The 14,245-nt window shown below is 32.5% G+C and carries 11 protein-coding genes; all 11 read left to right on the top strand.

Annotation, left to right across the window (positions count from 1 at the left end; genetic code table 11):
• A partial coding sequence (locus IY230_RS03655) for a hypothetical protein (protein ID WP_196369971.1) occupies nucleotides 1-2,172 on the top strand: 2,172 nt, incomplete at its 5' end.
• 107 nt (nucleotides 2,173-2,279) lie between these two features.
• Entirely contained in the window at nucleotides 2,280-3,428 is a 1,149-nt protein-coding gene (locus IY230_RS03660; protein WP_196369972.1) for an ATP-dependent helicase, read from the top strand.
• A 74-nt stretch (nucleotides 3,429-3,502) separates the two neighbouring features.
• Nucleotides 3,503-5,482 carry an NAD-dependent DNA ligase LigA gene (gene ligA, locus IY230_RS03665; protein ID WP_196369973.1) on the top strand — a complete coding sequence of 660 codons (1,980 nt, stop codon included), beginning with the start codon at nucleotides 3,503-3,505 and terminating at the stop codon, nucleotides 5,480-5,482.
• A complete protein-coding gene (gene uvrA / locus IY230_RS03670) occupies nucleotides 5,475-8,288 on the top strand; it encodes an excinuclease ABC subunit UvrA (RefSeq protein WP_196369974.1) in 2,814 nt (937 codons plus the stop codon). Before ligA ends, uvrA begins: the two co-directional genes overlap by 8 nt.
• Nucleotides 8,289-8,300: 12 nt before the next feature.
• Nucleotides 8,301-8,807 (top strand): hypothetical protein, encoded by a 507-nt coding sequence (locus IY230_RS03675; protein WP_196369975.1) that lies wholly within the window; start codon nucleotides 8,301-8,303, stop codon nucleotides 8,805-8,807.
• Entirely contained in the window at nucleotides 8,797-9,750 is a 954-nt protein-coding gene (gene hprK / locus IY230_RS03680) for an HPr(Ser) kinase/phosphatase (protein WP_196369976.1), read from the top strand. Before IY230_RS03675 ends, hprK begins: the two co-directional genes overlap by 11 nt.
• A complete protein-coding gene (lgt, locus tag IY230_RS03685) occupies nucleotides 9,734-11,263 on the top strand; it encodes a prolipoprotein diacylglyceryl transferase (protein ID WP_196369977.1) in 1,530 nt (509 codons plus the stop codon). The genes hprK and lgt overlap by 17 nt, the downstream gene beginning before the upstream one ends.
• Nucleotides 11,264-11,276: 13 nt before the next feature.
• Nucleotides 11,277-12,182, top strand: coding sequence for an NAD(P)/FAD-dependent oxidoreductase (locus IY230_RS03690; RefSeq protein ID WP_196369978.1), 906 nt, complete (start codon nucleotides 11,277-11,279; stop codon nucleotides 12,180-12,182).
• 19 nt (nucleotides 12,183-12,201) lie between these two features.
• On the top strand, nucleotides 12,202-13,125 hold the full coding sequence (gene whiA / locus IY230_RS03695) for a DNA-binding protein WhiA (RefSeq protein ID WP_196369979.1): 924 nt from the start codon (nucleotides 12,202-12,204) through the stop codon (nucleotides 13,123-13,125).
• A 1-nt stretch (nucleotide 13,126) separates the two neighbouring features.
• Nucleotides 13,127-13,483 (top strand): holo-ACP synthase, encoded by a 357-nt coding sequence (acpS, locus tag IY230_RS03700; protein WP_196369980.1) that lies wholly within the window; start codon nucleotides 13,127-13,129, stop codon nucleotides 13,481-13,483.
• 63 nt (nucleotides 13,484-13,546) lie between these two features.
• Nucleotides 13,547-14,227, top strand: a complete 681-nt coding sequence (locus IY230_RS03705) for a hypothetical protein (RefSeq protein WP_196369981.1) — start codon at nucleotides 13,547-13,549, stop codon at nucleotides 14,225-14,227.
• Nucleotides 14,228-14,245 lie beyond the last annotated feature (18 nt).

A 14,245-nucleotide genomic window follows, 5' to 3' on the forward strand; every position in this document is an offset into this window, starting at 1 on the left:
GTAGATCCAGTTGAACCTGAAATTGGTGAGTATTATAGCTTTAATGTTCAAGATACAACAAGTACACTAGATGGAAGTTATAAAAATAATATCGATGTTACACTAAATTTTGCTGGCAGTACAAACAAAGTGATTGTAAAAGCAAGCCATATAGCAAATATTACTCAAACCGCACCAGGTGGTTTATCAAAAGGTAAGATATTCGCTTCTAACGTAAAAGATATAAAGAAACCTTTAGTATATCTAGAAATAGATGCACTAGGTAATGTAATTGATACAATGAGTTTTGAAATACAAGCAAGAACAAGCTTTAGTCCAAACCTAGCAGGGGCTAAACTGCAAGTATTTAATAATGGTGTTTGGACAGATTTAGCTAATGGAGACTTCTATAGCCAAATTACAACAAGTAAAACATTAATTACTATCTCTGGTATTAACGCATCCAAGTTTAGATTATTATTCCAGGGTTCAGGTGCTACATCTAATGGCGGACAATTCATGATCTTTAATGTGAATTTATTATCAGGGAAAGCACCAGCACCAGTTTATGAATTATGGAGTGATGTTGTAACAGATTTAGAAGCTAAGTTTGATGATTTAGATTTTAATACTTATATGCCAGATTTTGCAGACTTAAGTAATTTAAAAGTAACTAAAGTAAATGATAAGTCATTTAAGGTTGTTGGTGGAACAACATTAGATATAGATACTTTATACACAACATATATCAATCTCATACTTAATAAATCGTTTGAAAAAGATAATGATTTATCATTGTTAATAGGACATGATGTTTATGTATATGTTGTAAATGATGATTTAGCATATGCAATGTACATTATTAAAGGTACTGAAAGTTTAGAAGTATATATCTATCAGTTTGATGCAGTCATGGAGGAAGTTGTTTTAGAAGCCTTATCAAAACGTCAATCCATTAATGAATACGAAGTTTCTCAATTTGGTATGTCAGGTTTACCTTCAACTGGTACATATGATGTATTAGTTGTACCAGTAGAAATCCAAAATGTACCATTTGAAGCAAGTTATAAAACCAAACTAGATAAAGTATTTAATGGTACAAGTCTAGATACAGGTTGGGAAAGTGTTTCAAGTTATTACTATAAGAGTAGTTTTGGGTTACTTGATTTAAATTTTGATATCTTAGATAAACACATAACAAGCAATGTTAAGTCTTATTATGAAACTAAGGATGAAGATGGTGATCAATACGTTATTTTAGATGCATTAACAGCACTTGATAGTACAATTGACTTTAGCAAATATGACTCTAATAATGACGGTGTCATTGATTCAATTATCTTCATCTACTCAACTGATTACAATTATGATGTGGATCCATGGTGGGCTTGGGTATACGTATCTGACCCAACGATTGTTGGTAGTGTAAGTGAATTAGACGGTAAAAACTTTGAATATTATTTCTGGGCAAGTTATGAGTTCATTAATGATACATTACCGGGAAATAATGACCTTATATTAAATAGTGAAACCTATATTCATGAACTTGGTCACTTAATGGGTATAGTAGATTTCTATCAGTATGATGGCGAACGGTATGGACCAATGGGTGGATTTGACATGATGGATGCTAATGCAGGGGATCATGGTCCATTCAATAAATTAGTATTTGGTTGGTTACAACCACTCATAGCTCAAAAAGGAACTTACCAAGTAACACTTGATAGTTACTCAACAGATACAGATGGTTTAAACAATACTTTATTAATTCCGTTTAACTCAAGTGATTTAAATGATGGTAACGCATTTGATGAATATTTACTTGTTATGTTCTATACACCTAACGGATTATATAGTGCACATTCAGGATTAGAATATATTCCAAGTAACGCAGGTATAGTTGTATACCATATTGATGCAAGACTTACATCTAACCCGGTATTTTGGGGTGAATACTTTATAAATGACAATGAAGGTTCTTCAAGTTTCATCAATCAAATCTTAGAAGCAGATAAAAACAACTCAATTCCAGGTAATGGTTCCATTAAGCAAAGTGACCTACTTACAAGTGGTACATTAAACTTAAATACTTACTCATGGAATCAAGGTGGTAAAATCAACGTTTCTTTAACAGTTGCATCCTTATTTAATAACAGTTCCGAAAATGTTACTTTAACTGTAACAGTTACATAAAGATTTAAACATAAGCCACAATCTCTAATCTTAGAGATTGTGGTTTTTACTTTATAAAAGTATTTTTAGCATGTTATAACTACTATAAAATTAAAGGAGGTATAAACATGCTATTAAATAAAGAACAAGAACTTGCAGTAACATCTAATGAAAGATGTATATTTTTAATTGCAGGTGCTGGTAGTGGAAAAACTAGAGTTATTGTGGAAAGAATTAAGCGGTTGATTTTAAATGGAGTGGATCCAAATGAAATCTTATGTATTACATTTACCAATAAAGCAACCGATGAAATGAAAGAAAGACTTAAAGGCTATGATGTAGCAACGCACACCTTTCATGGGTATTGTTACCAGGTCTTAAGTAGTCATAAAACATTTCAAGTATTTGAGTATAATAACGAATTTAGTCCGGATGAGGTACTTAAGGTTGCAACTTATAAAAATAGTATAAAAACAAGTAAGAAACCAAAAATATATCATACATATGAGGCGTACTTAAATACACGTAACTTACTAGATTTTGATGACCTAATGATTGAAGCATTTCCGTATATGGGTAATCATCCATTTAAACATATATTTATAGATGAGTTTCAAGATACCAATCTACTACAATATGAACTCCTAAAAAGGATGTTTAAAGAAGGTGTACATATATTTGCAGTAGGAGACCCTGACCAATCTATTTATGCATTTAGAGGTGCAAGAGTAGAACTGATTGGCCGATATATCAAAGATTACGCTGCAAAATTACTGAAGTTAGAAATGAATTACAGATCTAATCCATGGATATTAGATGTATCTAATAAGCTCATTAAGAAAAACATTAATCGCTATAACAAGCGATTAATTGGCATTAAAGAAAAAAGTCATATACCAATTACTTATATTGGTAAGAAAGATAAATTATATGAACAGCTTATCAATCTAATCAAACATTATAAATTATTTGATGCAGTGATTTTATTTAGAAATCATTATCAAATAGCTTACTTAAAACAACTACTTAAAAGACATTATTTATTTAGTGTTAGATTTTTAAGTTTTCACGAATCTAAAGGTCTTGAATTTAGGGCTGTATTTATTGTTGGATTAGAAGATCTACCTTATGATAAAATAAATATTTATAAAAATACAGAAGAAGAAAGAAGGTTATTGTTTGTAGGTATGACACGTGCTATGGACTACTTATTTATGTTTTCAACTAAGAAAACATCATTTATAAAAAATACAAACATGAAAATAAAGTATGTGTAAAATTACCGTATTCTCCTGCTAAAATATTCATGACACAGGCGGCCTCGTGGTATAATAATCTAAAGGTGATAATTATGGACATACAGACTAGAATCAAAGAGCTAAGAAAACAAATCAATGAAGCAAACTACCTATATCATACAAAAGATCAACCGATTATTAGTGATTTTGTCTATGATGGATTAATGCGTGAATTGATTGAACTTGAAACTAAATATCCAGAATATGATGATGAAACATCTCCAACCAAAAAAATTGGTGGTATTGTTTTAGATGCCTTTAAAAAGCATACACATACGGTACCAATGATGAGTTTATCTAATATCTTTAACAAAGAAGAGTTAAAGGTCTTTTATGATAGAATTCAAAAAGTTATACCAAACACTAGTTTTACAACAGAACTTAAAATAGATGGTTTAGCAGTAACGCTTATTTATGAAAAAGGTATATTTAAAAAGGCAGCTACTCGTGGTAATGGTGTGGTGGGTGAAGATATTACTGAAAATGTTAAGACCATTAAAACCTTACCACTACAATTATCTAAACCTTTAGATATAGAAGTACGTGGTGAAATTTATATGTCTCATAAGACATTTAAAGAAGTGAATTTAGAACGTGCTAATAGCAATCTAGATTTATTTGTAAATCCTAGAAATGCAGCAGCTGGTACAGTCAGACAACTAGATTCTAAAGTGGTTGCTAAAAGAAGGTTGGATCTCTTTACCTATACTGTAGTAGGTGCAAGTAATTTTAATAACACACAAAAAGAAACGTTAGAATTTTTATCAGAACTAGGGTTTCCAGTAAATCCTCATTATAAACTTGTTGATAATTTAGATGCATTATCAGATGCTATTGATAACTATGACATTTTAAGAAAAACATTACCATATGATACAGATGGTGTAGTTATTAAAGTCAACCAGTTTGAACATTATGAAACAATTGGTTACACGGCTAAATATCCTAAGTATGCAGGCGCATATAAGTTTGAGGCTGAAAAACAAATTACTCAAGTTGAAGATATCATCTTCCAAGTAGGACGTACTGGTGTGATTACACCGGTGGCTGTATTAACACCAGTATTTATATCTGGTTCTTTAGTATCTAGAGCTACACTACATAACGAAGATTATATATTAAATAAAGACATTCGAATTCATGATCAAGTATTGGTTCATAAAGCAGGGGAAATCATACCTGAAGTGATTGAAGTCGTAATGGATAGTAGAAACAACCAAGCACCATTTGAAATGATTAAACATTGTCCGGCTTGTGAATCAAGTTTAGAAAGAAAACAAGGTGAGGCAGATTATTATTGTACAAATAATAATTGCCCGGGTAAAAACGTATTTGGGCTTATTCATTTTGCAAGTAGAGTTGCTATGGATATAGATACATTAGGAGAAAAGGTTGTTGAACTTTTACATGATCAAACCTATCTTCAAACGATACCGGATATCTACAAATTACATACCTTTAAAGATCAATTAGAAGAACTACCTGGATTTGGTAAAAAGAAGGTAGAAAAACTACTTAATGCCATTGAAGCATCTAAAATGCAAACCTTAGATAGACTTATCTTTGGATTAGGTATTAAAAATGTGGGTGCAAAAGTTGCAAAAACATTATTAAATCACTATCCATCAATTGCGTTATTAGCTGATGCGAAGTATGAGGATTTAATTCAAATACCTGATGTTGGTCCAGAAATTGCAGATAGTGTAACTACTTATTTCTCTAATGAATCGAACCAACATATGTTAGAAGAATTAAAGAACTTAGGACTACAAATGACTTACAAAATAGATGTTGTTACAACACATCCATTTAATGGTAAGACATTTGTTGTTACAGGCACGCTAGATGATTTTTCAAGAACTGAAGCAAGTGATATCATTGAAAAATTAGGTGGCAAGGTTAGTGGATCTGTTTCTAAAAAGACAGATTATGTTTTAGCAGGTAAAGAGGCCGGTTCTAAACTTACCAAGGCATTAGAACTGGGTATAGAAGTTATGGATGAGGCTACATTCAAGGTGAAGATTAATGAATAATGATTGGTTACGCATTAAAGGCGCAAGGGAAAATAATTTAAAAAATATAGACTTAGATATTCCTAAAAACAAACTGGTTGTTATGACTGGTGTTTCTGGTAGTGGTAAGTCAAGTTTGGCATTTGATACAATATATCAAGAAGGTCAAAGACGCTATATGGAGTCATTATCTAGTTATGCTAGACAGTTTTTAGGTAACTATGAAAAACCGGATGTTGACTCTATTGACGGATTATCACCAAGTATTTCAATTGACCAAAGAACAACGTCTAATAACCCAAGATCTACTGTTGGTACGGTAACTGAAATCTATGATTACTTTAGATTACTCTATGCTCGTGTAGGGGTACCATATTGTCCGGGTTCTGATACACCTGTGACTAAGCAAACCATCGAAGAAATGACGCTTCGTGTTTTAAAAATACCCGAAAACTCTAAAGTAATTATCGTAGCACCTACAATTAATAGACAAAAAGGTACACATAAAGAAAAATTATCTGGATGGTTAAAAGAAGGATTTACACGTGTTTGGGTCGATGGTGAAGTACACTTAATCGAAGAGATGGAAACCTTAGATAAAAATAAATTTCATGATATTGCAGTAGTCATTGATAGATTAGTTATTAAAGAAGGTATAAGATCTAGAGTATATGATGCTATGGAAATGGCCGCTAAATTTGGTGAAGGTAAAACGCGAATCATCATAAACGATCATGAAGTGATTGATTTTAGTGAGCGCTTCTTTTGTGAGGGCAGTGATTTTACAATACCTGAACTAGAACCTAGATTATTTTCATTTAATACACCGATTGGTGCTTGTCCACACTGTAATGGTTTAGGACTAAAAATGGAAGTAGCGAAAGAATTAGTTGTCAATCCTGAAAAAGGATTACTTGATGGGGGTATTATTCCTTATCGTCATGCGGATGAAAATAACCTTAATATCCAAGAAATTGAAACTGTGTGCGCACATTATGGTATTGATCCTTACCAACCAATTAGAGAAATACCAGAAGATAAGCTAGATATTATACTTTATGGAACTAAAGAAAAGATTGAATTCGCATTAGTATCTAATAGCGGTAGACGTCATGAAAAACGTGTTAAGTTTGAAGGTATTATTCAAAACCTAAATAGAAGATATATTGAAACGACATCTGATTGGATTCGTAAATGGATTGAATCCTTTATGTCTGAATCTACTTGTCCTGTATGTAAGGGACACCGTTTAAATGAAGCAGCATTATCTGTAAAAATTAAAAAATTAAATATTAGTGAAATGATGGATAAACCAGTTGAAGAACTCAAAGATTTAATTTTCAACCTTGATTTAAACAACGAACAACAACAAATTTCAAAACTATTACTTGAAGAAATTAGTCACCGTCTTATCTTCTTAGATGATGTTGGATTAGGCTACTTAAATCTAGCACGCGGTGCAGCAACCCTTTCAGGGGGTGAGGCACAGCGTATTAGATTGGCTACTCAAATTGGTTCTAAACTTTCTGGCGTGTTATATGTCTTGGATGAACCAAGTATTGGCTTACATCAAAAAGATAATGAAAGACTTATCAACTCACTTAAAAAAATGAGGGACCTTGGTAATACATTAATTGTGGTAGAACATGACCATGACACCATGTTGGAATCTGATTACTTAGTGGATATTGGACCATATGCTGGTGAATACGGTGGACGTATTATGGCTGCTGGAACACCACAAGAAGTTATGGACAATCCAAATAGTTTAACAGGTAAGTATTTAAAGGGTGAACTTAAAGTAGAAGTACCTAAAGTAAGACGTAAAGGTAACGGAAAAGATATTATGATTATTGGTGCTAAAGAAAATAATCTTAAAGATATTTCGGTTGCAATCCCATTATCTAAGTTAACACTTGTTACAGGTGTATCTGGTAGTGGTAAGTCTACATTAGTGAATGAGATACTTTTAAAAGGACTTAGACAAAAATTATATCGTTCTAAAGAATTAGCAGGACGACATGATATGATTCAAGACTACGGTTATATTGATAAAATTATAGAAATATCACAATCCCCAATTGGGTATAACCCAAGAAGTAACCCTGCAACTTATACAGGTGTATTTGATGATATTAGAGATGTGTTCGCACTTACCAATGAAGCGAAGATGAGGGGTTATAAAAAGGGAAGATTTTCATTTAACGTACGCGGAGGACGTTGTGAACATTGTAGCGGTGATGGTGTCATTAAAATTAGTATGCACTTCTTACCGGATGTTTATGTACCATGTGAGGTTTGTGGGGGTACAAGATATAATCATGAAACCCTTCAAATAAAATATCGTGGTAAGTCTGTTGCAGATGTATTAGATATGACGATTGATGAAGCTGTAAGTTTCTTTGAAAACCATCCTAAGATTTATGATAAACTAAAAACCATTCAAGATGTAGGTTTAGGTTATATTAAATTAGGACAATCTGCACCAACCTTATCTGGTGGTGAGGCTCAACGTGTGAAACTTGCATCAGAACTCTATAAACGTATTACATCTAAAACATTATTTATTTTAGATGAACCTACTACTGGACTACATACAGATGACGTAAAACGCTTAGTAAGCGTATTACACAGAATTGTAGACCAAGGAGCAACCATGGTTGTGATTGAACATAACCTAGATGTGATAAAGAATGCAGATCATATTATTGACTTAGGACCAGATGGTGGTCATGCAGGTGGTTATATTGTAGGTATGGGTACACCAGAAGAGTTAGCTAAAAATCATAATAGCTATACTGGAAGATATTTAAAAGATTTATTATAAGGAAAATTATTTATGCAAAATGATTCAAACGATCCAAATAAAAAAGAAGACAACAAGGATAAAATCATACGTAAAAAAAAGGCGATTATTGGTTACCAATTAGGGCTTATTTTACACATGAATTTTGGTTATCATGTATTACTACTTACCATCATTAACTTTTTAGTGGGTGGTATAGTCGTAGGACTATCTTTAAGATTTTATCCAATCATTCAATTTGAATCGATTGAATCCTTTGTAGTAGCTATGTTATTATTTACGAGTATTGAAGTATTTATCAAAGGACTCATGGTAAGATACTTATACAGATTTGTACTGATGACATTTGGTCTCATGTTTTACTTAAGTAATCTCTTATCCTTTTATTTAGTTGACTTAAGTATCAGCCAAATATCATTTCTTTATAATGGTTCCAACATTTTCGCATTTACATTCATCTTTATGATGATTAGATTATTATTTACAACATATGTAAGAAAATCCAAGTGGATTCAGAAAGGGGCATCTCATGGCTTATAAAAATTCAATTAGACTTAAAAAAATAGCACATGACTTAAATTTAAAAATAGTGGCAGGTTTTGACGGAGAGGATAGACGTGTAGAAGTAGAAATGCTTAGCAGACCTGGTGTAGAGTTTGCAGGATTCTTAGATTTTTTTGATCCACAACGTATTTTACTTATCGGTTCAAAAGAAGCACACTTTTTGATGTTACTAGATGAGCAAGTTCAAATTGAGCGTGTAGATGCGGTACTTAAACTACAACCACCTGCAGTGATATTTAGTATTAATGTGGATATCCCACAATACTTTATGGACTTAGGTAATAAGTATCATGTACCACTTTATAAATCCAATGAACGTACAACACCAATTAACTCAAAACTATATTCTTATTTACGTAGTGCACTTGCACCACGTGAAAGTATTCATGGTACGTTACTAGATATTTATGGTATGGGTACATTAATTATTGGTAAATCTGGTGTAGGTAAATCGGAAACTGCTCTGGAACTGATTAAAAGAAATCATATTTTAGTGGCTGATGATAGAGTTGATGTTTATGAAACAGCACCTGGTGTGATTATTGGTAAAGCACCCAAAATACTAGAACGCTATATAGAAATACGCGGTATTGGTATTGTAGATGTGGTTCAAATGTTAGGTGCTGGAGCATTTAGAGAAAACAAAAAAATTAGATTAGTGATTGAATTAGAACATTGGGATAAGTCTAAAACGTATGACCGACTAGGTATTGAAACTCAAAACTATACTATTTTTGGTACCGAAATACCAAAGATTACAATTCCAGTTTTACCAGGACGTAATAACGCGACCTTAGTAGAATCTGCAGCAATGAATCAAAAGTTAAAATATTTAGGTTATAACGCAGCAGAAACACTTATACAAAACGTAGCAGCAAAAGCTCTAAAAGGAGAGACAGACGATGATGACGACATTTAAAAAATACCAAGGCTATATTGTATATGGTGGTATTACATTATTATTCCTTCTACTTATACTGATTGCAACCTTTGGCACTGCCCCTTATAGTGGCACTGCATTTGAACTGGGTTCATTTAGTGTACAGTGGTATGCGGTGTTTATCTTATCAGGTATCATTAGTGGTGCAGTTTTATCTTATTTAGAACTTACAAGATATAAACAAGATCCAAACATTCTTTGGGATGGCTTATTAGTTTTTGTACCTTCTGCAATCATTGGTGCAAGACTTTGGTATGTTTTATTTAACTTAGATAAATATAACGGTGATATCCTACGTATGTTAGATGTTACAGAAGGTGGATTAGCTATTCATGGAGCAATTATCGTCGTAGTACTAGGCTTAATCATATTTGCTAAAAAGAAGAAAATAGATTATTACTTTGTGCTTGATATGGTTGGACCAGGTTTCTTAATTGGTCAAATCTTTGGCCGTTGGGGGAATTTTATGAACCGTGAACTTTACGGTCCGGCAATTGATAATCTAAACTGGTTACCACCGTTTATTAGAGACAACATGAATATAGGTGGTGCCTTTAGACACCCAACTTTCCTATATGAAAGTAGTTGGAATCTTTTAGGACTCATACTTATCTTAGTATTTAGAAGAAAAAAACAAGTTAAAATTGGAGACATCATTTCGTTTTATTTAGTGTGGTATGGTATTGGCCGTATTCCAACTGAAATCTTAAGAATGAATAGTGGTGTTCCAGAACCTTTAATGATTTTTAACATTCCAACAAGTATTGCAACCTCAGTAGGGCTTATCATTGCTGGGTTAGCGATCTATCTATACAGAACACTTAAAGTTAAAAACCGTGTTGCATATGATGACTACGGTAGAAAAGCTGTATTATTTGATTTAGATGGTACCTTACTAGATACCATAGATCTTATCTACAAAAATATTACAGCAACTTTTAAAGTCCATTTTCCAAACAAGAAGTTAACCGATGAAGAATTAAAAGCATTTGTGGGTCCAACACTAGATGAATCCTTTGGATGGTATGAAAAAGATAACAATAAACTACAAGCAATGATTAAAACCTATAGAGAAATTAATGAAGTAAATCATAAGGTTAAGGTAGAGAGTTTTGAAAACGCCTTAACGGTACTAAAAACTCTAAAAGAACATGACTATCTAATAGGCGTTGTAAGTAGTAAGATACACAGATTTGTACAACTAGGATTAGAACAAAATGATTTAATGCAATATGTGGATGTAATTATTGGTAGTGACGAATCTCCTAAACATAAACCAGATCCACTACCTATCAATATGGCACTTGAAAGACTTCATGTAAGTCCTTCAAATGCAGCATATGTAGGTGATCATCCAAATGATATCCTAGCAGCCAAAGCTGCAAATGTAAAATCTATCGGAGTAAGTTACTCTGTGCATTATGAAGCACTCTTAGGTGCAAAACCAGACGTTGTAGTTGATAACTTAGAAAAACTACTCTATATATTTTAAGAGGTAAAAATAAATGATTTATGATGTATTAATAATTGGTTCAGGTCCTGCGGGTATGACAGCAGCGATATATGCAAAGCGTGCGAATTTAAAAGTCATGATGTTTGAAAAAGGCGCACCAGGTGGTCAAATTGTAGATACTGCAGAAGTAGAAAACTACCCAGGTTTTACAAAAGCTAAAGGCTATGAACTAGCAACATCTATGTTTGAACATGTATTAAACTTAGGTGTAGAAGTCAAGTTTGAAGAAGTACTAGAAATTAAAGATTTAGGCACTACAAAAGTAGTCGTAACTGCAAATGAAACATTCGAATCCAAGGCTATTTTAATTACTACAGGTGTGGTACCGAAAAGATTAGACATACCAGGTGAAATGAATTACACTGCACAAGGTATTTCGTGGTGTGCTATCTGTGATGGTCCATTATATAAAGATAAAAAAGTGGTTGTTATTGGTGGTGGAAACTCCGCTGTAGAAGAAGCACTATTCTTATCTAATATTGCGAGTCATGTCACAGTGGTACAAAACCTACCACATTTAACAGCGGATAAAAAAGCTCAAGATTTACTCATGAATGCTAAAAACGTTGATTTTATCTTTAACGCGGAAACTAAAGAATTTATTGGTGATGATAACTTAAAAGGTGTGAAAATATCCGTGGATGGTAAAGAACAAGTCATTGATACAGATGGGGTCTTTGAGTACGTTGGATTAACCCCAGCAACCTCATTTTTAAAGGATTTAAACATCTTAAATGAGTTTGGCTACATCTTAACCGGTGAAGACTTTCAAACGCCTTGTAAAGGCATATTCGCTGCAGGAGATGTAACCGTTAAAAAGATTAGACAAATTGTTACTGCAGTAAGCGATGGTGCAATCGCAACACAAAACGTTATCAAATATATTGAAAATTTATAATTAAAGGAAATGATAAAATTTGAGTTACGCTAAAGAAGTTAAGAATGAACTCATCCAACTAAATACAACCAATGAAGAACAACTAGCTGAACTCTCTGCGATGATCGATTTAGGTACAGAACTTTCTATTTCAGAAGGTGTACCAACGCTTTGGTTTAAATCAAATAATCCAACCGTTGCAAGAAGGTTTTTAAAACTGCTCAAACAACAATACAAGATTGATTCTACCTTACTTACCAAACAGCAAGGTAGTTTTAATAAAGGACACCAAGTTCGATTAGGCATTCAAGAATCCTTGAAACAAATTATGCAAGAGCACGGTATTTTAGGAGATAAAGACGCCTCTGAATTCTTAACCGTTTCTCAAGAAGCTCAACTCAGTTATTTAAGAGGTGCATTCTTAGTATCTGGTTCTGTAAACGATCCTAAAAAGGCAGAGTATCATTTAGAAATATATTCTGAAAACTCAGACACTATATTAAAGATACAACGCTTAATGAACTTCATTGACATGGATGCTAAAATCACGAAGCGACGTAAAGGGTATATTGTATACTTAAAAGATGTCAATAAAATAGAAGACTTCCTAAGATATATTGGCGCATCTCAAACAGTATTTGAATTTGAAGATATACGTATTAAAAGAGATTTTAATAACTCTATTAACCGTATATTAAACTGTGAGATTGCTAATGAGAAAAAAACAATTGTAGCAGCTAATAGTCAATTAAAAGATATCGAACTCATAGAAAAGTATCACATGAGATTAAATGATAAACTACTTCAAGTAATACATTTGAGAAAAACATATCCTGATGCATCTCTCATGGAACTTATTGATGAGTATGAAGTACTCTACGGTGAAACGATTACAAAATCAGGACTAAATCACCGATTTAAAAAGATCAAAGATTTAGCAAATGAGTTAAGAAATGAGGGTTAATATGATACATGCTATCGGTACAGATTTAGTTGAATTAGAAAGAATTAAATCCATTGGCATTGACCGCTTTAAAGATAAAATATTAAATGAAGATGAAAAGAACGAATATGCAAAAATCAACCATGAAAATAGGAAATTAACCTATTTAGCTGGTAGATTTGCTGTCAAAGAATCTTTATTCAAATGCTTTAAAGCAGGAGATAAAACGGCCAATTATAAAGATTTTTCGGTACTAAATGACAGTGTGGGTGCACCTTATGTTCTATCTAAACATACAACTGATTTTGTAGTACATATTACAATAAGTCACACAAACCTTTATGCTATCGCATTTGTTGTATTAGAAACTAAAGTTTAGGTTGTAAAATTGATGATATTTAAGTATAATATTATTGCGTAAAAATTTAAGGATGTGAAAAACATGGCAAGAATAAATAAAAAAGATGTTAAAAAACCTGTTAAACAAGAAAAAGTAGAAAAAAACTTATCAGGTATTAAAGAAGAATCAGAAAAAGGCGAATTATTTTTCAAAATTGTATTAATTATTATGGCGGTTGCAATGGTCTCTGTTGTGCTATATTTTGTAATTGATGCAATCATCTCAAGTGGAAGAGATAATGATCCTTTCCGTTATGAAGAATCAAACTATGTTTTAGTAGATGATATTACTAAAATATCAAACCGTGAAAATTTTGAAAACCTTACGCATAAAGGTTTAAAATATACACTGGATAGATATGCAAATGTTTATATCTTATTCTATTCAGAAAAAGATACAAACTCATGGCAACCAGGTGCACTTGATGTGGCTGATGATATCATGGCTTTAGACACTGTTAAAAAGGTAGAATTTGACGATTTTGAATTCACTGTAATTAACGATGAATATGTTTTATTCTTTGTGAATGTGGATAATCCTGCAAATGAAAGTTGGCAAGCAGTTGTTGATATTACTGATGGACAAGCTTCAAGAGCAACAATCCCTGTGTTATTACACGTATTTAATGGTGAAGACTTAAATTGGTACGGACCTTTTGACCAAGTAGGTCAAAACAAACGTGCTGAAGATAAATTAACAGACGTATTAAACGAATTAAATTAACCATTTATAAAGGGAAAT

Source organism: Acholeplasma laidlawii (assembly GCF_015709225.1).
GTDB lineage: Bacteria > Bacillota_I > Bacilli_A > Acholeplasmatales > Acholeplasmataceae > Acholeplasma > Acholeplasma laidlawii_A.